Origin of the sequence: Gordonia bronchialis DSM 43247, from assembly GCF_000024785.1 — a bacterium.
GTDB classification, from domain to species: Bacteria; Actinomycetota; Actinomycetes; order Mycobacteriales; family Mycobacteriaceae; genus Gordonia; species Gordonia bronchialis.
Window position 1 is genome coordinate 4,287,416 of sequence record NC_013441.1, and the last position, 22,006, is coordinate 4,309,421.

At 66.7% G+C, this 22,006-nt stretch carries 20 protein-coding genes and 1 pseudogene; 8 read left to right on the top strand and 13 right to left on the bottom strand.

Annotated elements, in window-relative coordinates:
• The first annotated feature begins 233 nt into the window (after nt 1-233).
• Nucleotides 234-929, top strand: coding sequence for an AFG1/ZapE family ATPase (zapE, locus tag GBRO_RS19830; protein WP_052298310.1), 696 nt, complete (start codon nt 234-236; stop codon nt 927-929).
• A 53-nt stretch (nt 930-982) separates the two neighbouring features.
• Here zapE and GBRO_RS19835 read toward each other — a convergent pair whose 3' ends face one another.
• From GBRO_RS19835 to GBRO_RS19855, 5 genes are all read right to left on the bottom strand, one after another.
• Nucleotides 983-1,576, bottom strand: coding sequence for a TetR/AcrR family transcriptional regulator (locus GBRO_RS19835; RefSeq protein ID WP_012835665.1), 594 nt, complete (start codon nt 1,574-1,576; stop codon nt 983-985).
• Between the two features lie 86 nt (nt 1,577-1,662).
• Nucleotides 1,663-3,210, bottom strand: a complete 1,548-nt coding sequence (locus GBRO_RS19840) for an aldehyde dehydrogenase family protein (RefSeq protein WP_012835666.1) — start codon at nt 3,208-3,210, stop codon at nt 1,663-1,665.
• A gap of 141 nt (nt 3,211-3,351) precedes the next feature.
• Complete coding sequence (locus tag GBRO_RS19845; RefSeq protein WP_012835667.1) at nt 3,352-4,509, bottom strand: acetyl-CoA C-acetyltransferase; 1,158 nt, start codon at nt 4,507-4,509, stop codon at nt 3,352-3,354.
• A gap of 25 nt (nt 4,510-4,534) precedes the next feature.
• A complete protein-coding gene (locus GBRO_RS19850) occupies nt 4,535-5,353 on the bottom strand; it encodes an SDR family oxidoreductase (RefSeq protein ID WP_012835668.1) in 819 nt (272 codons plus the stop codon).
• A gap of 2 nt (nt 5,354-5,355) precedes the next feature.
• Nucleotides 5,356-6,615, bottom strand: a complete 1,260-nt coding sequence (locus tag GBRO_RS19855) for an acyl-CoA dehydrogenase family protein (RefSeq protein ID WP_012835669.1) — start codon at nt 6,613-6,615, stop codon at nt 5,356-5,358.
• A gap of 42 nt (nt 6,616-6,657) precedes the next feature.
• On the opposite strand from GBRO_RS19855, the gene GBRO_RS19860 reads away from it, so the two are divergent.
• Nucleotides 6,658-8,229: a FadD3 family acyl-CoA ligase gene (locus GBRO_RS19860; protein WP_012835670.1), complete on the top strand. Its 1,572-nt coding sequence runs from the start codon at nt 6,658-6,660 to the stop codon at nt 8,227-8,229.
• Between the two features lie 324 nt (nt 8,230-8,553).
• Nucleotides 8,554-10,014, top strand: coding sequence for a bifunctional aminoglycoside phosphotransferase/ATP-binding protein (locus tag GBRO_RS19865; RefSeq protein WP_041919991.1), 1,461 nt, complete (start codon nt 8,554-8,556; stop codon nt 10,012-10,014).
• 7 nt (nt 10,015-10,021) lie between these two features.
• Here the strand turns inward: GBRO_RS19865 and GBRO_RS19870 are convergent, their stop codons facing one another.
• Entirely contained in the window at nt 10,022-11,017 is a 996-nt protein-coding gene (locus tag GBRO_RS19870) for an EamA family transporter (protein ID WP_041919992.1), read from the bottom strand.
• A 66-nt stretch (nt 11,018-11,083) separates the two neighbouring features.
• Here GBRO_RS19870 and GBRO_RS19875 point away from each other — a divergent pair, with 66 nt between their 5' ends.
• The gene (locus GBRO_RS19875; RefSeq protein ID WP_012835673.1) at nt 11,084-11,647 is read left to right on the top strand and encodes a CGNR zinc finger domain-containing protein; all 564 of its coding nucleotides are present in this window, start codon (nt 11,084-11,086) and stop codon (nt 11,645-11,647) included.
• Nucleotides 11,648-11,710: 63 nt separating this feature from the next.
• Here GBRO_RS19875 and lysS read toward each other — a convergent pair whose 3' ends face one another.
• Nucleotides 11,711-13,234 (bottom strand): lysine--tRNA ligase, encoded by a 1,524-nt coding sequence (gene lysS, locus GBRO_RS19880; protein WP_012835674.1) that lies wholly within the window; start codon nt 13,232-13,234, stop codon nt 11,711-11,713.
• 218 nt (nt 13,235-13,452) lie between these two features.
• A complete protein-coding gene (locus GBRO_RS19885) occupies nt 13,453-13,878 on the bottom strand; it encodes a hypothetical protein (RefSeq protein ID WP_012835675.1) in 426 nt (141 codons plus the stop codon).
• Nucleotides 13,879-14,112: 234 nt separating this feature from the next.
• On the opposite strand from GBRO_RS19885, the gene GBRO_RS19890 reads away from it, so the two are divergent.
• The 3 genes and pseudogenes from GBRO_RS19890 to GBRO_RS27810 all read left to right on the top strand — a co-directional run.
• Nucleotides 14,113-15,099 carry an aldo/keto reductase gene (locus tag GBRO_RS19890; protein WP_012835676.1) on the top strand — a complete coding sequence of 329 codons (987 nt, stop codon included), beginning with the start codon at nt 14,113-14,115 and terminating at the stop codon, nt 15,097-15,099.
• Nucleotides 15,100-15,262: 163 nt separating this feature from the next.
• The gene (locus tag GBRO_RS19895; protein WP_147290672.1) at nt 15,263-15,901 is read left to right on the top strand and encodes a HEAT repeat domain-containing protein; all 639 of its coding nucleotides are present in this window, start codon (nt 15,263-15,265) and stop codon (nt 15,899-15,901) included.
• Nucleotides 15,898-16,170 (top strand): annotated as a pseudogene (locus GBRO_RS27810) (YbaB/EbfC family nucleoid-associated protein); the annotation flags it as partial. The gene GBRO_RS19895 and the pseudogene GBRO_RS27810, both read left to right, overlap by 4 nt.
• A 252-nt stretch (nt 16,171-16,422) precedes the next feature.
• Here the strand turns inward: GBRO_RS27810 and GBRO_RS19900 are convergent.
• Genes GBRO_RS19900 through GBRO_RS19915 form a run of 4 tightly spaced genes read right to left on the bottom strand, consistent with a single transcriptional unit; the run spans nt 16,423 to nt 19,624 of the window.
• Complete coding sequence (locus GBRO_RS19900) at nt 16,423-17,223, bottom strand: type III pantothenate kinase (RefSeq protein WP_012835678.1); 801 nt, start codon at nt 17,221-17,223, stop codon at nt 16,423-16,425.
• 15 nt (nt 17,224-17,238) lie between these two features.
• Complete coding sequence (gene panD, locus GBRO_RS19905) at nt 17,239-17,673, bottom strand: aspartate 1-decarboxylase (protein WP_012835679.1); 435 nt, start codon at nt 17,671-17,673, stop codon at nt 17,239-17,241.
• Between the two features lie 2 nt (nt 17,674-17,675).
• Nucleotides 17,676-18,632, bottom strand: coding sequence for a pantoate--beta-alanine ligase (panC, locus tag GBRO_RS19910; protein WP_012835680.1), 957 nt, complete (start codon nt 18,630-18,632; stop codon nt 17,676-17,678).
• The gene (locus GBRO_RS19915; protein WP_012835681.1) at nt 18,629-19,624 is read right to left on the bottom strand and encodes a Rossmann-like and DUF2520 domain-containing protein; all 996 of its coding nucleotides are present in this window, start codon (nt 19,622-19,624) and stop codon (nt 18,629-18,631) included. Before GBRO_RS19915 ends, panC begins: the two co-directional genes overlap by 4 nt.
• A gap of 208 nt (nt 19,625-19,832) precedes the next feature.
• On the opposite strand from GBRO_RS19915, the gene GBRO_RS19920 reads away from it, so the two are divergent.
• Nucleotides 19,833-21,212, top strand: coding sequence for a serine/threonine-protein kinase (locus tag GBRO_RS19920; RefSeq protein ID WP_012835682.1), 1,380 nt, complete (start codon nt 19,833-19,835; stop codon nt 21,210-21,212).
• On the opposite strand, the gene GBRO_RS19925 is transcribed toward GBRO_RS19920, so the two are convergent.
• Nucleotides 21,191-21,964 carry a hypothetical protein gene (locus tag GBRO_RS19925; RefSeq protein WP_012835683.1) on the bottom strand — a complete coding sequence of 258 codons (774 nt, stop codon included), beginning with the start codon at nt 21,962-21,964 and terminating at the stop codon, nt 21,191-21,193. The genes GBRO_RS19920 and GBRO_RS19925 overlap by 22 nt on opposite strands.
• Nucleotides 21,965-22,006: the final 42 nt, after the last annotated feature.

Here is a 22,006-nt window from a genome sequence, read left to right on the forward strand (position 1 = left end):
GTGTTCGACGATGCGGCGTTGACCGCCGGAATCGAGCTCGATGACTCACAGCGCGTGGCAGTGACCGCCCTGTGCTCACCGGATGGCTGGGTGTATCTCACCGGGCCGGCCGGACGCGGTAAGTCCTGGTTGATGGACGTCTACACCGGCGGGTTGCCCGCTGACGCCGTGGCCCGCCTGACTGGCATACCTACATCCGCGACCTGCACAGGGCCATCGATACATTCGGCGGCATGAAGCGAGCCGTACGTCACCTGCTCGGCAATGCCCGGGTCCTGTGCTTCGACGAACTCGACGTGGACGATCCGGCCGACGGCATCTTCGTCATGACGCTTCTGCGAGCCGCTGATGAGCACGGGATACGCGTGATCATCACGTCCAACCACGTGCCGGATGCACTGATGCCCAGCCCGCTGTTCCACGACTCCTTCCTCCCGAGCATCCACTTCATCGAATCCCACTGCACTGTCATCGAATTGGACGCAGGCATCGATTACCGCACCCGCTCGGCCCACGTGACGGGGTTCGGTGCAGGCCGGTGGGTGACGAACACCGACAACCGCGAGCCCGCCTCCCGACCCGTCGACATCGTCGTCGCGGGACGAACAGTGCGCGCCCGATATGCCGACTCCGACCGTCTTCACGTCGAGTTCGTCGATATCTGCGGCACACCCCTCGGCGCCGCGGACTACCTCGACCTCGCCGGTCGTTTCACCCGCCGGGTCATCACCGGAATCCCTGACCTCGCGAATGCCGGCCGCGAACCCGCACAACGGTTCCTGCATCTCGTCGATGTGCTGTATGACAACGACATCCGGACGACTTTCATCGCCGGGGTCCCCCTGGCAGGATTCGGCCGTGCACACCCCAGACCGGTAGCAACTGCACGATTGCTCAGTCGATTGAGCGAACTCTCGTCACACGCGTAGTGGATGAATGCTTCGAGGGTAGGCGCCGGCCCGATGCGAGTTCCTGGACTCAGTCAGCGCGGCAACAGCCCGTCGAGCACCACCGTCAGGTACTGATCCGCGATGGCCTCGACGGTGAGCGACCCGCCCGGCCGGTACCACCGCACGGCCACCCAGACGGTGTCGCGCAGGAACCGGTACACGAGGACGACATCGAGGTCGGCACGGAACTCGCCGTCGTCGACGCCACGCTGCAGCACCGCCTGCCACAACTGCCGAAACTCGACGTTGAGGGTGTCGATATAACCGAAACGGGCTTGTCCCGCAAGGCGTTTCGCTTCGTCCTGATAGATCGCCACGGCATTGCGCTGCGCGTCGATCGATTCGAAGGAGGCGATCACCAACTGCCGCAGCGTCTCGGTGGCGGAGAGTCCGGCAGCGGCGATCGCCCGGTAGCGGTCGAAGAGGTCGTCGAGGAAGCCGCGGAGGATCTCGTCGACCATCGCCTCCTTGGAGTCGAAGTGGTGATACAGACTTCCGGAGAGAATGCCCGCGGCGTCGGCGATGTCACGCACCGTGGTGGACCGCAGGCCCTGTTCGGCGAACATCTGCCCGGCCGTGGCCAGCAATTCGTCGCGACGGGTCGATTGCGCACTACGTGGTGACACCACTCCTCCTGAGGTCTGTGGTTCACCCTAGCAAGCGCTTGGCCGGGACCGCGTCGAACGGTCCCGGCCAAGCGTGTCGATCGAACTCAGTGCCCGAGGCGCTTACGCACCTTCTTGGCGGCCCGGTTGTTGAAGAACTTCCAGAGCTTGAGCTGGTTGTTCGTCATCTTGGTGTCCTTCGGAAGGAACGGCGGCGACATCATCTCGGCGACCGAGATGGGCAGGGTCGAGAACGCCACCGCGCGTGCGTGGCTGAAGGTCTCGAAACCGGTCTTGCCGTGGTAGCCGCCCATTCCGCTGCGTCCGACGCCACTGAACGGCAACTCCGCGCCGAACAGGTGGATGGCGAAGTCGTTGGCGTTGATCGACCCGCTGCGGGTGCTGTCCGAGAGCTCCTGGAACCGCTCGTTGTCGTCACCGCTCCAGTACATGGTGAGCGGATGCGGATGCGAGGTGATGTGGCTGATCACCTCGGACAGATTCCGGTAGGGATAGACCGACAGGACCGGCCCGAAGACCTCGTCCTCCTCGATCTTCATCCCGGCCTTGACGCCGGTGAGCAGGGTCGGCGGGATCTTGCGCTGTTCGGCGTTGGGCAGCGGCTCACCGGCCGGGATCACCTGACGCTTGGTGGCGCCGAGCTGCTCGGCATCGTCGATCAGGTCGAGGATGCGCTCGTAGTTCTTCTGGTTGATCGTCGCGGTGTACTCGGGGTTGCCGACGATCGAATCGAAGTTCTTGGTCCAGCGGGCGATCACCTTGTCGGTGAACTCGCCGAGCTTGGCTTCGGGCACGAACACGTAGTCGGGGCACAGGCACACCTGGCCGCCGTTGACCAGCCGGGCGTCGGCGAGGAAGTTGGCCGCCTTGTCGATGTCGGCGTCGATGTCGACAACTGCGGGGTTCTTGCCACCGAGCTCGAGGGTCACCGGGATCAGGTTCTTGGCCGCCTCGGCCGCCACCGACGCCCCCACCTCGGGCGACCCGGTGAAGAACATGTGGTCGACCTTGAGCTTCGCGAAATCCGAACCCGAGCCATGCTTGGGCGTGACCACCGCGAACTCCTCGAGAGAGAAGTAGTCGGGTGCGTGCTTGGCGATCACCTCGGTGGTACGCGCGGTGATCGACGACGGGCGCATCAGCACCCGGTTACCGGCGGCGAAAGCCGATCCGGCGGGCACGAAGGTCAGCTGCAGCGGGAAGTTCCAGGGCCCCATGATCGCGACGACGCCGAGCGGATCGTGCCGCACACGCTGCTTGAAGCCGAGCATGCCCTGCACCTTGGCCGTCTTGGTCTCGGCCATCCATTCTTTGACGCCGCGACGCTGATGGGTCAGGTCGATCATGCAGCCCACGACGTCGGTCGCGATCGACAGGTCACGAGGGCGCGAACCGAAGTCCTCGGTGAGCGCCTCGGCGATCTCGTCGGCGTTGTCGAGCAGCAGTGCACCCAGCCGGGTGATGCGATCGATGCGCACGTCGGCACTGGGGATTCCGTCCCGCAGGAAGGCCGCGCGCTGGATCTCGACCAGCTCGGTCATCGTGTGCTCTTCCGACGACACGCGTGCGTTCTTGGTCGCACTGGTCGCCCCTGCGTTCGCCGCCCCAGAATCTGCCTTTGCAGGTTTGGTCATCGAGATCCTCCGATTGATGTCGTAAGCGGTTGAAACGAAATGCCCCGCTTGTCCCACACCATAGTATGCGCCACATCACAGACATGTGGCCACACCCGTTGTCAGAAGGTCTCGACAGTCAGAAGATCTCGACGAGGCCGATCAGCCCAGACGCTCGATGATCGTCACGTTGGCGGTGCCACCGCCCTCGCACATGGTCTGCAGGCCGTAGCGTCCGCCGGTGCGCTCGAGTTCGTTGAGCAGGGTCGCGAACAGTTTGGCGCCGGTCGCGCCGAGCGGATGACCGAGCGCGATGGCTCCGCCGTTGGGGTTGACCTTGGCCGGATCGGCACCGATCTCCTGCAGCCAGGCGAGCACCACCGGCGCAAAGGCCTCATTGATCTCGACCACGTCGATGTCGTCGATGCTCAGTCCGGTCTTCTCCAGTGCGTACCTGGTGGCCGGGATGGGTGCCGAGAGCATCATCACCGGGTCGTCGCCGCGGACCGACATGTGATGGATCCGGGCCCGCGGCGTGAGCCCGTACTGCTTCAGTGCCCGCTCGGAGACGACCAGCGTCGCCGAGGCGCCGTCGGCGATCTGGGAGGCGACCGCGGCGGTCAGCAACGATCCCTCGGCCAGCGGCTGCAGACCGGCCATCTTCTCCATCGACGTCTCGCGGGGGCATTCGTCGACGACGCAGTCACCCAGCGGGATGTTCTCGTTGTCGAAGCGTCCGGCTGCGATGGCGGCGCGGGCCCGCTCATGCGACTGCAGCGCCCAGCGTTCCATGTCCTCGCGGCTGATGTCCCAGCGCTTGGCCATCATGTCGGCGCCGATGAACTGAGAGACCTGCGCGTCGCCGAAGCGTTCCCGCCAGCCGACGGATTCCGCTGTCGGAGTGGTGAATCCGAACTCCTTGCCGGCGATCATCGCCTGCGAGATCGGGATGGCGCTCATGTTCTGCAGACCGCCCGCGACGACGACGTCCTGGGTTCCGCTCATCACCCCCTGCGCGGCAAAATGGATGGCCTGCTGGCTCGAGCCGCACTGCCGATCGACGGTGGTGCCGGGCACCTCGAGCGGCATCCCGGCGGCCAGCCATGCGGTGCGGGCGACGTTGCCGGCCTGTCCGCCGATGGTGTCGAGGCAGCCGAAGACCACGTCGTCGACGACGGCCGGGTCGATGCCGGTGCGCTCAACGAGTGCGGAGATGATATGCGCGCCGAGGTCGGCGGGATGGGTCTTGGCCAGCGATCCGTTGCGCTTGCCGACCGGAGTCCGGACGGCGTCGACGATGTAGGCCTGCGGTGTGGACATGTGTTCTCCTGGTGGATGATCAGGGTCAGGCTCGCTGGCTGGAGATGGAGACCACCTCGCCGGTGAGGTAGGTGGTGTAGTCGCTGGCGAGCATCGCGATGGTCGCGGCCACCTCCCAGACCTCGGCCGCGCGGCCGTAGGCCTCGCGCGAGGCGAGTTCGTCGAGAAGGTCGTCGCTGGTCACCTTCGCGAGGAAGGGGTGCTTGGCGATCGAGGGTGCCACCGCGTTGATGCGCACCCCCACATCGGCGGCTTCGACTGCGGCACAACGCGTCAGCGCCATCACGCCCGCCTTGGCGGCGGCGTAGTGGGCCTGTCCGCGCTGAGCGCGCCAGCCGAGGACGGACGCGTTGTTCACGATGACACCACCCTGCTCGACCGACTCGAAGTAGCGCAACGCGGCACGGGTGGCCCGGAAGGTGCCGGTGAGGGTGATGTCGACGACGCGGTCCCATTCCTCGTCGGTCATCTTCGCCACCGGTGTCTCACCGCCGAGTCCGGCGTTGTTCACCAGCACATCGATACGACCGAGTTCGCTTGCGGCACGGTCGATCAGGGCGTCGACCTCGGCGGTCGCCTGGACATTGCAGGCGGCCTGGGTGATGGTCTGCTCGGGGAACTCCTCGGCGAGTTTCTGCGCCGTCTCTCCCAGTCGGCGCTCGTGCCAGTCGCTGACCAGGACGTCGGCGCCTTCGAGCAGCGCCCGCCGTGCGGTGGCGAATCCGATGCCGGTACCCGCGGCCGCGGTCACCACCACCTTCTTGCCGAGCAGCAGACCGTGACCGGGAGTCTCGGCGGGCGGGGTCGCCAGCGGCGAGACGACGGGTTGTTGGGTCTGGGTCATGGCTACCGGGCCTCCCGGGGTAGGCCGAGCACCCGCTCGGCGATGATGTTGCGCTGCACCTCATTCGAGCCGCCGTAGATGGTGTCGGCCCGGGTGAAGAGGAACAGTCGTTGCCAGTCGTCGAGTTCGACGTGTTCGGGGTCGGTGATGTCGTTGACCTGGCCTTCGACTGTCGTATCCGGACCGATCAGCGACGGCGCGCCGACGACGTCCATCGCGAGCTCGCCGAGATCGCGATGCCAGTTGGCCCACAACAACTTCGACACCGACGCAGCACCCGCCTGGGAGGTCACGTCACGGTCGAGCGTCCGCTGGGCATGAGCGCGCATCACGTTCAGGCCGATGCCGGCCCGGGCCAGGCGACTCGCGATCTCTGGATCATCGATCGCACCAGTGCCTTTCGCCACCTCGACGAGGTTGTCGAGCTCGCGTGCGAAACCTACCTGCTGACCAAGGGTGGACACGCCGCGCTCGAATTGCAGCAGCCCCATCGCGACTTTCCAGCCCTCGCCCGGTTGACCGACGATGAGGTCGGCGTCGGTGGCCGCGTCGTCGAAGAAGACCTCGTTGAATTCCGATGTGCCGGTGAGCTGCTGGATCGGGCGGACGGTGATGCCCGGCTGATCGAGCGGTACCAGCAAGAAGCTGAGACCGGCGTGACGAGTGGAACCGGGTTCGGTCCGGGCGATCACGAACACCCATTGCGCCACATGCGCCAGCGACGTCCAGATCTTCTGGCCGTTGATGATCCAGGTGTCGTCGTCGAGGCGGGCGGTGGTGGAGACGCCGGCCAGGTCCGACCCGGCGCCCGGCTCGGAATAGCCCTGCGCCCACAGCTCGGTCACGTCGACGATGCCCGGAAGGAAACGCTGCTTCTGCTCCTCGGTGCCGAACTCGATGAGCGTCGGGCCGAGCAATTCCTCGCCGAGGTGATTCACCCGGGCGGGTGCGTTGGCGCGGGCGTACTCGCGGTGGAAGATGATGCGCTGTTCGAGCGTCGCACCACGACCGCCGTGGCGCGTCGGCCAGCCCAGACACGTCCAGCCCGCGGCGGCCAGGTGACGGTCCCAGGCCAGCCGACGCTCGAAGAACTCGTGCTCGCTGCCGGGACCGCCGCGCCCCTTCAGGTCGGCGAACTCGCCGACGAGGTTGTCCGCCAGCCAAGTCCGCACCGCGGCCGCGAACTCGTCGGCGGCCTGCGGGGTGGCTGCCGCCCATTCGCCGAGGTCGACGGCCCGATCGGCGAGGTTGATCGAGGTCATGTCCGCTAGCATAACGCACCAAGCAAGTGCTAGGTTGGGGGCATGGAGCAGCCTCCGACGACGCCCGCTGCAGACTTTCCCGAGACCACCCCGGCGGCCCTGCGTCGTGCCGCGGCGACCTGGCCGGACCTGCCGGCCATCGTCGATGGGCAGTGGTCCGACCCGCTGGAACTGACCTGGACGCAACTGCACGACGCTGTACGTGGCTTCGCCGCGTCACTGGCCGCGTCGGGTATCGGTGCGGGCGACCGGGTGGCACTCTGGTCGCCCAACAGCTTTCACTGGCCCATCGCCGCCCTCGGCGTGCACTACGCCGGCGCGACCCTGGTTCCGCTGAACACCCGCTACACCGCCGGTGAGGCCATCGAGATCATCACACGGTCGAAGGCGAAGGCCGTCGTCGTCTCCGGTGAGTTCCTCGGTACCGACCACCTGGCCGACCTGCTGCGCGACCATGCCGACGCGCTACCCCGGGTGATCGTGCACGTGCCGCTCGCCCCGTCTGCGTCTCCGGCTCCCGCAGTCTCCTGGGGCGAGGTTCTCGCCCGAGCCACCGACGAGAACCTCGCCGAGGCCGATCGTCGTGCCGACTCGGTCTCCCCCGAGGACATCTCCGACATCCTGTTCACCTCCGGAACCACCGGAAAGTCCAAGGGGGTGTTGGCAACTCACCGTCAAACCGTCGCCGGATCGCATGCGTGGGGCGCCAACGGCCGACTACATCCAGGCGAGCGCTACCTCATGGTGAACCCGTACTTCCACACCTTCGGCTACAAGGCGGGCATCCTGCCGTGTGTGCTGTTCGGGGTCACCATGCTGCCGCTGGCGGTGTACTCGCCGCCGGCGGCGATGGAGCTGGCCGCCGACCAACGGGCCACCATCTTCCCCGGCGCGCCGACCATCTTCCAGACCATCCTCGATGCCCCCGACCGCGCGGAGTTCGACCTGTCGTCGCTGCGCCTGGTGGTCACCGGCGCCGCAATCGTGCCGGTGGTGCTCGTCGAACGCATCCAGCGCGATCTCGGCGTCGACACCGTCATCACCGCCTACGGCCTCACCGAATGCAGCGGTTTCGTATCCACCTGCACGCCCGACGACGATGACGAGACGGTCGCCAACACCTGTGGACGCGCCTTCGACGGTATGGAGATCCGGCTCTCCGACGAGGGTGAAGTCCTGGCGCGCGGAAAGATGGTGATGGCGGGCTACCTCGATGATCCCGACGCGACCGCGGCGACCATCGACGCCGACGGCTGGCTGCACACCGGCGACATCGGCACCCTCGACGAGCACGGAAACCTCAAGATCACCGACCGCCTCAAGGACATGTACATCTGCGGCGGGTTCAACGTCTACCCGGCCGAGATCGAGCAGACCCTCGCTCGCCTCGATGGGGTCACCGAGTCCGCCGTCGTCGGAGTCCCCGATGAGCGTCTCGGCGAGGTCGGCCGCGCCTACCTCACCCTGCGGGACGGTGCGGATCTCGACGAGGAACGCGTCATCGCCTATGCACGTGAACATCTCGCGAACTTCAAGGTGCCGCGGTCGGTGGTGTTCGTGGAGGCGTTCCCGCGCAACGCGGCCGGGAAGATCCTCAAGCGCGAGTTGACCTGAGCCCTCACCTGCTGGCCGACCCGCCTTGTCCGCTGGTTGAGCCGACTCGAGCCGCTAGGCGAGAGGCGTGTCGAAACCACCTGCGACACAACCACATTCGCAACCACCCCGCCCACCCACCACACCTGAGAAGACCATTGATCAACCCGGGTCGTGTCCGTAACGTTCGCCCTCACGTACCACCGACGGCATATTGCCAACGGAACACACCGAGGACGACCCGTTCGGACACGCAGACCCGACGCCATCCCGCCGCGTGCGTTGGTGAGCCGTAGGATCGAACCGAATCGCCGAGTACGGAGGGGTGGTTGCGCGGTGTCGACCATGCATCCGGGTGACGACGTCGATGACGGGATCCTCGGATCGGTGGGCGTGTTGCATCCCGATCTCCCCACCACCCGCATCGTCACCCACGGCGCGGTGATCTACCTCAACGGCGATCGTGCCTGGAAGATGAAACGCCCTGTCCGACTACGCTTCTTCGATTTCTCGACACCCGACCGCCGGCATGATGTGCTGGCCCGCGAGCTCGAATTGAACCGTCGGTTCGCGCCGGAAGTCTATCGCGCGGTGCACGCGATCCGCCGGGACGCCGACGGCTCACTGCACCTCGATGGCGCCGGCGAAACGGTGGACTGGGTACTCGAGATGACCAGGTTCGACGACGACGCACTGCTCGTGACGCGCGCCGAACCCGGCCGGCTCGACGATGCGTTCCTGCGGACACTCGCCGAGACCGTCGTCGACCTTCATCGGGATTCTCCGATCAGCGACGATCCGCATGGGGCGGACCGGCTGCGCGAGGTTGTCGACGGCAACCTCGCGAGCATGTCGGCTTTCCCCCACATTCTCGATCCCGATGCGGCCGAACATCTGACGCGACGCATCGGCGCGATGATCGACGAGAACGCCGACCTCCTCGACCACCGCGCACGGACCGGACGGGTGCGCCGAGTGCATGGCGACCTGCATCTGGGCAACATCGCGATCATCGACGATCGCCCGGTCCCGTTCGACTGTCTGGAGTTCGACGAGGAGATGGCCACCACCGACGTCCTCTACGATCTTGCCTTCCTGGTGATGGATCTGTGGGCGCGGGAATTGCGGCATGAGGCGAACACGGTAGTGAACCACTATCTAGATCTGTCCGCCGACGACGAGGACGCGTACCGGCTGCTGCCGATCATGCTGGCCATTCGTGCGTCGGTTCGCGCCCACGTGAACGCAGCCGCCGACAACCCGGCGCAGGCGCGCCGATACCTGGCTCTCGCAGAAGGTTTCACCAATCCGACCACACCGCGGCTGATTGCGATCGGCGGCGGGTCGGGTACCGGCAAGACCACTGCGGCCCGCGCGATGGGCGGCGACGTTGACCCCGCACCCGGGGCACGCATCCTGCGCACCGATGTGCTGCGCAAGCGTCTCGCCGGAGTCGGGATGACTGAACGACTACCTCGCAGTGCCTACACATCGCAGGCGCGAGCCGCCGTCTACGAGGAGTTGAATCGGCTTGCCGGCATCGATCTCGCGGGAGGGATGAGCGTCATCGCCGACGCGGTGTTCGGCAGCCATGCCCAGCAACGCGCCATCGCCGACGTCGCTGCCGGACGCGGCGTCGAGTTCACCGGCTATTGGCTGGAACTCGATGAGGCAGAACGCATCTCCCGAATCGAACACCGCGGACCAGATGCATCGGATGCCGATGCCGCCGTCGCCCGACACCAGACGGGGACCCTTGAGACACCGGTGGACTGGATCCGCGGCGAATGGCCCGAGTCGCCGTAGTTCCGCCTCAGTCCCGTCCAACCCGATCGGGCACACCGTCGAGCGGGACGGCATCCGGTATCGGCGCCGCGGAGTCCTTCTCCCCCATCTTGGCGGCGACGACGCCCGCGATGATGAGCACGCCGCCGACGATCTGCATCGGGGCCGGGATCTGCCCGAGAAGGGCTGCGGCCCAGACGATCGCAGCCACGACCTCCATCAGTGCGCACAACGACGCCAACCGGGCACCGAGTCGTCGTGCCGCACCGATACCGGTCAGATAGGCGGTGGCCGCGCTGATCAGCGCCAGCCCGAGCAACACCGCCCAGGCCGGCGCCGCGAAGCCGTCGAACTGTATCCGTGATGCGCCGGCAGTCATGGGCATGAGTCGGGCCGCGCCGAGTGCGAGCAGGAGTATGGCGGAGAAGATCATCCCACCCGCGGCGAGTACCGACGGTGGCAGCGCGCCGTCGCCGTGTGCCGAGATCAGGAAGTAACCGGCCGCGCCGATCATTGCCCCGAAGGACCACAACACGCCACTCGTACTCAGTGACGAGCCGCCAAAGATGTTGAGCACCAACACCAAACCGGCGGCGGCAATTGCGATACCCGCGAATGCCCAACCACTCGGTCGCTGCCGATGCACCACCCACATCCAGCACACGACGACCACCGGTGCGGTGTACTCGATCAGCAGGGCCGGACCAACATCCATCGTCTGGATGGCGGAGAAGTAGCAGAACTGGGCGGCGGTGATCGCGAGCAGCCCGTACAGCATGATGATGCGGCCATGCTCGCGCACGAGCCGAGCAAGGTGATGCGCCCGCAGCGACGACCATCCGCCCTGGTCGCGGATCGCGAAGGGGAGCAACGCAACACCGCCGAGGCCGATTCGGATGGCAACCACCGCTCCGGGACTCCACCCCGACGCCATGAGCGGCGTGGCCAGCGCGCCCGATATGCCGAAACTCGCGGCCGACACCACGGCGAGCACGAGCCCACCTCGCACGGACGGATTCGCCACCGCCCTGTCATTAGCCACAGACGTCATGGTGAATGACACTAGGGTCGCGCTTGGTAATGTGTCAATGTGATTTTTGCTGATGACATCGACGGGGCACTGCAGGCTGCGGTCGCCCTGGTGAACTCGGCCGAAGGCCACGCGCCACTCGACACTCCCGCCGACCTCGACGACTTCTGGACGCGGTACGGCTACACCGGACGCCACGACGGGAATGCCGATGAGGTGGCGTCGGTCCGCGGCATTCGCGCACAGCTACGCACCCTGCTGCTCGCCGACCGCGACGACGCGGTGCCGCAGGTCAACAACATCCTGCGACGACACCAGGCGCTCCCGCAGCTGGTCCGGCACGGCGACACCGACTGGCATCTGCACGCCATCGACGACGATGCGCCATTGGCCGATCGCATCATGGTCGAGACGGCGATGGCGATGATCGAGGTGGTCCGCGCCGACGAGACCTCCCGCCTCGCCGTCTGCGCCGATGACTCCTGCAACGCCCTGGTCGTCGACCTCTCGCGCAACCGATCACGCCGCTACTGCTCGACGGCCTGCACCAACCGCAACGCCGTAGCCGCCTACCGGGCGCGGCAGGCGACCGGCGGGAATGCGCTACAGAAAGGTCACCGCTGAGGGGGTCGACCTGCACCGGTGCAGGTCGACCCCCTCAGCGGTGACCTTTCTGGACACCAATCCTCAGTTGATCGGCTTGACCAGCGGGAACAGGATCGTCTCGCGGATGCCGAGGCCGGTGAGCGCCATGAGCAGCCGGTCGATGCCCATGCCGGTGCCGGCGGTCGGGGGCATCCCGTACTCCATCGCGGCCAGGAACTCCTCGTCGAGCGCCATCGCCTCGTCGTCACCGGCAGCGGCCAGGCGGGCCTGATCGACGAACCGTTCCCGCTGAATGATCGGATCGACGAGTTCGGAGTAGCCGGTGGCCAGCTCGAACCCACGGACATAGAGGTCCCACTTCTCGACGACGCCGGGCACGCTGCGGTGCGCCCGCACCAGGGGCGAGGTCTCCACCGGGAAGTCCCGAATGAACACCGGCTGCGTGAGCTTCTCGCCGACCATGTGCTCCCACAGTTCCTCGACGAGTTTGCCGTGGCCGTAGCCCTTGTCCTTGGGGATCTCGAGGCCGACCTCGGCGGCGATGGCCAGCAGCTCGTCCACGCTCGTCCCGCCGCCTTCGCTCATCGGCACGATCTCGCGTCCCAGCGCCTCCGACAGCGACGGGTACATCTGAAGCGAGGTCCATTCACCCGACAGGTCGTAGGTGGTGCCGTCGGGCATCTCCGGGGTGAGAGTGCCCAGCGCCGCCTGTGAAACCTCTTGCACGAGTTCACGAGTCATCGTCGCGGCGTCGTCGTAGGTGCCGTAGGCCTGATAGGTCTCGAGCATCGCGAACTCGGGTGAGTGGGTGGAGTCGGCGCCCTCGTTGCGGAAGTTGCGGTTGATCTCGAAGACACGCTCGATGCCGCCGACCACGCAGCGCTTGAGGAACAGTTCGGGTGCGATGCGCAGGAACAGATCCATGTCGAAGGCGTTGGAATGCGTCACGAACGGCCGGGCCGCGGCGCCGCCGTGCAGGGTCTGCAGCATCGGCGTCTCGACTTCGAGGAAGCCGCGACGGCCCAGCGCGGCACGGAGTTCGGCGATCACCGAGATGCGCGTGCGGGCGATCGAGCGGGCTTCCGGACGCATGATGAGGTCGACGTAGCGCTGCCGGACACGCGTCTCCTCGTTCATGTCCTTGTGGGCGACCGGCAACGGCCGCAACGACTTCGATGCCATCTCCCAGCGCTCGGCCATCACCGACAGCTCGCCGGTGCGCGAGCTGATCACTTCGCCGGAGATGAACACGATGTCGCCGAGATCCACCTCGGCCTTCCACCGCGCCAGCGATTCCTCGCCGACGCCGTTGAAGCTGACCATCGCCTGCAGCTGGGTGCCATCCCCCTCCTGCAGCGTCGCGAAACACAACTTGCCCTTGTTGCGCAGGAAGATGACGCGTCCGGCGACGCCGACGTGTTCACCGGTCTCGGTGCCCGCCTCGAGGTCCGGGTGGTCGGCGCGGATCTGCGCGAGCGTGTGGGTGCGGGGGATGGACACCGGGTAGGCGTCGCGGCCCTGCGCCAAGATCCGTTCCCGCTTCTCGCGGCGGATGCGGAGTTGCTCGGGGGTCTGGTCCTCGGTGTCGGTAGCGCGCTCACTCACGCTGTGCAGCGTATCGGTGCAGCTGAACCAGCCCCAAACCCGCGGTCCGTCCGGTCTAGTGTCCCGTGTTGGAAATTCGTTGGCGCGAGTCCGGCGATCCAGGAGGATGCATCGCAAGGCGGCGGAGGACGCAGCTACTGGTTGTACCTGCGACGACGCCAACGCAGCGAGGCGCCGCCTGGGCGTCGGGATCGTCAACGAATTTCCAATACGGGACACTAACTGTCGTGTGAGGCGATGATGGCTAGTTCGTCGTCGCGGATGGTGCCGTTGATGCCGACCTGCCGCAGTCGGCGATATCCGCCGACGACGAACACCGCTCCACGCACACCGCGGGCCTGCAGATGCCAGGCCAGCCACTCGGCTTCGTGGCCGTCCTCGCTGACAAGGATCCAGCGGGCGTCGGCAGTGGCCGAGCGCAGCGCGCCGGGTGCGCCCGGGGTGAGCCGTTCGAGGACCTCGACGGCCTCGATGGCGAGCGCGCCGAGCAGGGCGCCGTCGGTTTGGCGTCTACGATGACTGCGCAGGTCAACTGGGGTGGCGCCGGCGTCGACGGCGCGGAAGTAATCGGTGACCTGTAGGGAGAGCGGGGCGTCGGGGGCTGCGGCCGAGACGGGTGCGAGAACCTGGACCGATGCGGTCATGATGAGAAACCTCGATAGTGATCAGAAGTGAGCGGGGAGCGCGAAGGAGGGCAGCCGCAAATGCGGACTCAGCCCTGACAACACTCCAGACAGCTCTTGATCACGGCGAACAGTTTGCCACAGTGCACCGCTGCTGGTCCAGAGTCGGCGGGGTTTCGTGCGCCCGGTGCGCAAAAGTCGGCGCGTAGTCTCGCAGCCGGTCGCGGGGATGCGACGACGACGTCAGGAGGCAGTATGGAAACGCGCATTCTGGGCCGGACCGGGCGACCCGTATCGGTGATCGGGCTCGGGACCTGGCAACTCGGCGCCGACTGGGGCGACGTTCACGAAGACGACGCCCTCGGGGTACTGCAGGCCGCCTACGACGAGGGCGTCCGATTCTTCGACACCGCCGACGCATACGGAGACGGGCGCAGTGAAGAGCCCATCGGCCGCTTCCTGGCAGAGGGCGGCCACACCGATGTGTTGGTCGGCACCAAGGCCGGTCGACGGGTGATGCCCCAGACCGCCGACATCTACACGCTCGACAATCTGCGCGCCTGGACCGACCGGTCACGTGAGAAGCTCGGCGTCGACACCCTCGACCTGGTCCAAGTGCACTGCCCGCCAACCTCGGTCTACTCCGACGGCGCGACCTACGAGGCTCTCGACACGCTGGTCGACGAGGGTCGGGTCGCGAACTACGGGTTCAGCGTCGAGACGCGTGCCGAAGCGCTGACCGCCGTCGCCCGGCCGGGTGTGGCCAGTATCCAGTTGGTGTTCAACATGTTTCGGATGGGTCCGATCGCCGAGGTGCTTCCCGCTGCACGCGAGGCCGGTGTCGGGATCATTGCCCGGGTTCCGCTCGCCAGTGGTCTGCTGTCCGGCAAGTACGACGAGAACACCCAATTCGCGGCGAATGACCATCGCACCTTCAACCGCGACGGTTCGGCCTTCGACATCGGCGAGACCTTCGCCGGCGTCGACTTCGAAACGGGTCTACAGGCCGTGCGGCGCATCGCACCGCTGGTGCCGGCCGACGCGACGATGGCGCAGTTCGCGCTGCGGTGGATCATCGACCAGCCGAGCGTGACCACCGTGATCCCCGGTGCGCGCAATACCGAGCAGGCGCGTGCGAATGCGGCAGCCGCGGGGCTCTCCCCGATCGACGCCGACGCGGAGGCCGCGATCGCGGACGTCTACGACGAACTCATCGCGCCGCAGATCGGTGACCGGTGGTGAGTGGGGCCGTCCGATCAGCCGCAATCCACAGCCGTATTCGGGAGTGCCGGTGCCATGACCGAGGATGAGTTTTTTCGGGATCTGCCCGACCCGCCACCCTTCCAGTTCGCGTACATGCCCCGCGGACCCGAATGGTTATCCAACCCGCCCCCTCGAATCAAAGATGGACAGGGCGGCGTGGATTTCCGTCTGGTTCGCGACCTTGCACGTGTCGGCTACAAGACCTACTACCTTGACCCTTTGGTGTACCTCTACAAAACAATGCCTACCGCGATTCCGGTGTTCGCGGACTGAGCACATCGACGAGCGCATCCCGGAACCACGGAGAACAAGAGCCGAACGCGACCACAAAGACGGCATCTGGATCTGCCTCAACAAGAACCTCATCGACCCGGCCGCCAAGGGCAACCGCAACGCCATCGACGCCATCTTCGGCCAGTTCGGCAAGCCGTGGTGTCCACTTGGGGTTCGCCACTATGGAGCGCGTGCACTCGACTACATCGCTACCAAGGCCGACTACGACCGGATGGTCTCCCTGCTAGACAATCAGCACGCGGGCGTCCGTGGCCCAGTCACCCATTATCTGGGCCGCTTCCGCAGCGACCGTAGTCATGATCTTCTCGTCCATCTGCTCAAGAATGATCCTGAAGTCACCCAGGAGGCGATGACCGCTCTGGCCCGGATGAAGCGACCCGACGAAGACATCCCCCTCCTCCGCCCCTACCTCGAAGATCCTCGCGAACTCATCCGACGAGACGCCCAGCGCGCCATCACGAAACTCGAGAAGGGAATGAAGCGATGAGTGACGCCGATGAGCGCTCCCTGGAACTCGTCGCCGAATTGCAGCGTCAGTTTCGCTTGTTGGAGGAATCGCGTGCCGCGACCGAAAGCATCACCGCGACTGCAACCGCACGCGACCGGTCGGTCGCGGTCGAGGCCAACGCTGCCGGCCACATCGTCAACGTGGACATCCTCACCCGCGCACTCGACCGGGCGGCCCTCGGCGCCGCGATCACCGTCTATGCCAACCAGGCACTACAGGCCGCGCAGGAGGCTGCCGAGAAGCGGATGGCGGAATTCTTCGAGGCGCAGACCGCCGTGCTCGGCGATCTCACTGCCCGCACAGGTGTGGACGTGGCAGATACGGTTCGCCGCGAGAGTCGTCCGCCCGCAATACCCGACCATCTGCTGACCGAGGAAGCCTTCCGCCGAAGTCGCGGCTGGCCGAGATCGGTTCTTCGGTGGGCGCGACTGTTGTTGTGTAGCAGTTGGTTTCGACACGCCTTTCGCCTAGCGGCTCGAGTCGGCTCAACCAACAGGTGGTCACTTCCGTCGCGGATTCGCTTTCGCCCGTTCGTGAACCAGGCGCAGCCCCTCGAGGGTGAGGTGGGTGTGGTGGTCGGTCAGCGAACGGCATTCGTCGAACATCAGCGGTGCGAGATAACCGGTGGCGACCACCGGGACGTCGTCGTCGTCGAAGCCGTCGACGGTGTCGCGGACCCGCTCGACGAGGCCGTCGACCTGACCGGCGAAGCCGTAGAGGATGCCCGACTGCAGGGCCTCCATCGTGTTCTTGCCGAGCACGCTGCGCGGCGGCATGAGCTCGACCTTGCGCACCGTGACGGTGTGTTCCGAGAGCGCCTCCACCGCCAGGTTCACGCCGGGGGCGATGGCGCCGCCGAGGAACTCGCCCTTGGCCGACACGGCGTCGACGACGGTCGCCGTCCCGAAGGCCACCACAATGCACGGTCCGCCGAACTCATGGTGTGCGGCAAGGCAGTTGGCGACGCGGTCGGTGCCGACCTCCTTGGGATTGTCCACCAGCAGCGGCACCCCGGTGCGCACCCCCGGTTCCAGAAGGACGTGCGGGCCGGAGCCGAAGTAGCGGGGCACCATGACCCGCAACTCACGCAGTAATGACGGCACCGTGGACAAGGCGGCGACGCCGGTGACCTGATCGATGTCGGAGCCCAGCATCCCGCGGAACGCCCAGGCCAACTCATCGGAGGTGTAGTGCGGGTCGGTGTGAATCCGCCAGTCCCGCACCAGTTTCGCGTTGTCGCCGAGTCCGGCGAACACTCCGAGGTGGATGTTGGTGTTCCCGACGTCGACGGTCAGCAGCATGGTGTGGCGGGCCGCTCAGGCGTCGGCGAAGGCGTGGTTGTCGGCATGCCGTGGGTCGAGCAGACCCGACCCCTCGGGGGCACGGGCCGGGTCGGTACCCGACTCCTGCACCCGGTTGTGCTCGTCGACGAAGACGACGTGCGGCGCGTAGTCGCGCACCTCCTGCTCGTTGAGGATGCCGTAGGCGATGATGATCACCAGATCTCCGGGATGCACGAGATGGGCTGCGGCGCCGTTGATCCCGATGACGCCGGTACCGCGCTCGCCGGCGATGGCGTAGGTCTCGAGGCGGGCACCGTTGGTGATGTCGACGATGGTCACCTGCTCGCCCTCGAGGAGATCGGCGGCGTCGAGCAGGTCGGCGTCGATGGTCACCGACCCCACGTAGTGCAGGTCGGCCTGGGTGACGGTGGCCCGGTGGATCTTCGACTTCATCATGGTGCGCAGCATCGTCAGTGTCCTGTCGTTGGGGTTGCGGTGGTATCGGTGTCAAGCCGGTCGGCTTCCTCATCGGGATAGCCGCCGATCATCACACCGACGTTGTCGATCAGTCGCGCGGTACCGAGACGGGCGGCGACGAGCAGTCGGCCTTCGCCACGCTCCGGTGGTTCTTCGAGCTGACGCCCGCGCAGCGCCAGATATTCCACCGCGATCTGCGGCGTGGTCTGGAGAACCGCTTGGGCCGCACCGAGAATGGCCTCGGCGCCACCCGGCGCGGCATGGGCGCCCGCCACCAGGGCGGCCGACAGGGTGGTCGCCAGCTCGCGCTGCTCCGCGTCGAGATACCTGTTCCGCGATGACATCGCCAGCCCGTCGGACTCACGCACCGTCGGAACACCCACTATCTCGATATCGAGGTCGAGATCGGCGACCATCTGATTGATGAGAACCAGCTGCTGGTAATCCTTTTCGCCGAAGTAGGCGGCATGCGGGGCGACGATGTTGAGCAATTTGAGCACCACGGTGAGCATCCCGGCAAAGTGCGTGGGACGCGAGATCCCGTCCAGGACAGCACCGGCCGGACCGGGATGGACCATCGTGCGCTGGCCGTTCGGGTACATGGCGGCGGCGGTGGGCGCGAAGACCAGTTCCACGCCCAGCGGTTCGAGGAGCGCACAGTCGGTGTCGAAGGTGCGCGGATAGGCGTCAAGATCCTCGTTGGCACCGAACTGCAGCGGATTCACAAAGATCGACACAACCACCACCGCATTGCCCTTGGCCTTGGCGGCGCGGACGAGTTGGAGGTGACCGGCATGCAGTGCGCCCATGGTGGGCACCAGCACCACACGCTTTCCCGTCGCCCGCAGCGCACGCGTCACCCGGCGCAGGTCGGCGGGTTCGCGATGCACCGTGAGCTGTCCGGGTGTATATCCGACCGCGGCTCGGCTGGTCGAGGGCGCTGCGTTCACCGTGCCTCCAGGACGTCGAGAAGCTCGGCCGGGGCCGAGATGTAGGTGGCCGCGCGGCGGGCCTGCGTGCGATATGCCTCGGCTATGCCGTCCCGCCCGGGGCCGCCACGGATGGTGCGCAGGGCGTCGAGGTGCCGGGCCACCGCCCCCGCATCCCCGCGGGCCACCGGACCGGTCAACGCAGCCGGCCCCATCTCCAGTACGTTCTGCAGTGCGGCCGTGACCAGCGGGCCCAGGATGCGTTCGGCGAGCAACGACGTGTTGCCGTCGATGGTCGCGGCGTCGCGCCCGGACTTGTCGATCGCGGCGTCGAGCACGGCGACCGCGTCTGCGATGAGCGCGACGAGGTGATTGGCACCGTGGGCGAGGGCGGCGTGATAGAGCGTGCGGTCGGCCTCGGCGATCCGTACCGGCTCGCCACCCATCTCCAGCACCAGCGAACTGACGATGGCATCGCCCACCTCGTCGGCTGCGGTCACACCGAAGCAGGCGTGGTGCAGGCGGGCCGTGTCGTCGTCGGAGCCGACAAAGGTCATGGCCGGGTGCAGGGCCATCGGCACGGCGCCGAGCGCCGTGAGCAGGTCCAGGATGCCGATGCCGTGAGCACCTGCCGTGTGCGCGACGAGCGTGCCGGGACGGAACGCACCGGAGGCGGCAATATCGCCGATGACCCGGGTGAGCACCGCGTCGGGCACGCTGATCAGCAGCAGCTCCGACCGCGCGATCACCGCGTCGAGGTCGAGGATCTCCGATTCACTCAGCCGCGCACGGGCGCGCGCACGAGACTCCGGTGAACGCGCGACGACGCCGGCCACAACGTGCCCGGCCTTCTCGAGAGCCTCACCGAGAGCGGTACCGACGCGGCCGGCGGACACGATGCCGACGGTCAAGCGCGCAGGGGTGGGGAGGTTGGACACACCGGACGGATACGGGGAATCAGCGCCGTGCACCGGACCCGACGGCATGCGCGGGTCATCGCTCGGTGAGGTCACCGGTGTCCTCCAGGGGTTCGTTCCAGTCCCGATGCGGGTACCAGACGTGCTCTCCCAGGGTAGGACGTCACGCCCGCCGCTGGCCAACGCCTGTGACACGCTTCACGATGTGCGCGCTCGGTGCAGGGTCGTTCGACCGACCGGCACCCCTCGTGACCTGCACGAAACCGGCGTAGGCTGACGTGCGCGCACCATCGTGGAGGTCAGCATGAGCCTCACCGCAGGCACCGAGTTCGCCGGCTACACGATCGTGCGCAAGATCGGCGCCGGCGGCATGGGCGAGGTGTACCTCGCCGACCATCCACGGCTTCCCCGCCAAGACGTCATCAAGGTGCTCAGCGAGCACTTTACCGACGACGCGACCTTCCGCGCCCGCTTCATCCGGGAGGCCGAGCTCGCCGCGGGCCTCGACCATCCGTCGATCGTCAACGTCTACGACCGCGGCGAATCCGACGGACGGCTGTGGATCGCGATGCAGTACGTGCCGGGCATCGACGCCGCCGCGCTCCTCGAACGGTCGCCGAACGGCTTGCCGGTGACCGATGTGTCGGCGATCGCCGCCTCGATCGGTGCCGCCCTCGACTACGCCCACCGGCATGGATTGCTGCACCGCGACGTCAAACCCGCCAACATCCTCATCAGCGGCCACTTTGCCGGCGCCGACGCCGCCGATCTCCGAATCCGGCTGGCGGACTTCGGGATCGCACGGCAGGCCGATGCCGGAACGTTGCTGACGTCGGCGAACCTGGTGATCGGGTCCTTCCCCTACTCGTCGCCCGAGCAACTATCGGGTGAACCGCTCGACGGCCGCAGCGACGTCTACTCCCTCGGTTGCACTGTCTACGAATTGCTTACCGGCACACCACCATTCGTTGCGCGCAGCCCGGCCGTGCTGATCCATCACCACCTCAACGAGATCCCGGCGCCGCTGTCGGCTCGCCGCGGTGACCTCCCGCGCGCCGTCGACGACGCCGTGCAACGTGCGCTGGCGAAGCAGACCGCCGAGCGACCCGATACGGCAAGTGAATTCGCCGCCGAACTACAGCTGGCGTGTGCGGTGCGTCCGACGGTGGCGGAGTCGACACCGGGATCGACCGTCCAGACGCTGCGTATCCGCGCCGGCGCGCCACACACCCAGCGCAGCCCCACCCCACCTCCGCGGCCCCGGGCGCGACCGGCGCCCACCGAACCGCCGACGACCCCGGTGCCCGGTTTCCCGGCGCAGTCGCAGGCATACTCGGCGCTCCCGAACTACGACGTCACCATGCGCGCATCGGCCGACTTCCCCGCCCCCACCTTCGACGAAACCCGCGCCCGGGACCACGATGCCGCGCGATCAAGGCAACAATCTGCCACACCCGAAAGACACAGTGCCACTGGCGCATTGGTATGTGGACTGCTTGCGATTCCACTGAGCGTGGTCGCCGGGATCGGTGTCGGCGTCGGGGCGCTGGGACTCTATCTCGGCGGACGACCGAGCCGGCCGTCGGCGGTGGCGAAGGTGGCCCAGACCCTGAATCTGCTGGCGATCATCCTCGGGATCGGATTCGTGGCGTTCGCGATCGGCTATGCCTGGATGAATCCCTGATCGCGCGACCGTCGGGAGAACACCGCACCGAAACCGGCGTCGATTGCCCACAGCGCGACGATGCCGGCGATCAGATCCACGAGGTCGCCGTAGGTTTCATGCGTGCTCGGCCAGAACGGACTGTTGATCCCCTGCTCGACACCGAGACTCTTGATCACGACGTCGGTTGGACCGATCTGGCGGAATTGCGCAGCCACCACAGCGACGTAGACGATCACCGGAATTCCCATGAGCCACCATAGATGTCGGCGGCGCGCGATGGACCACGCCACGATCATCAGACTGACGGCCAACGGTGCCCACCGCGCCAGCGTCGTGGCGAAGTTGCTGCCCTCGGTGACGAGATAGGGAACCTGTCCACCCCAGAAGACCGCCGCGCCTATGGCCGCGACCGGCAGCGCGACGAGCGCCCGCGTACGGCTGCGCGCCCAGATCACGATCACCGCGACGAAATACACGGCGATCAGGACGGTGAGTACCCAGCGCAACTGCAGACTCATCGACGGCCCGTGGGCTTCGACGTAAGCGACGCGCTCAATCACTTTCATCGAATGCGTCGGATCGAAGCGGAACAACAACAGCGACGTCGGCCACCACGCGACGATCGGGACAAAGAGTAGCCCGCTGATGAGCGTCTGCTGCCACGGGGCGCCCCGCTCACCCAGACGCGAGGAATACCGTTGCGCGACGGCACCTCTGTGGACCGGAGCGTCACCGACGTCCGGCAACCGGGCGTCTGGAGCCACCGACATGCATCGAGTGTAGTGCGCAACACACGCGACCGGAACCGCGAA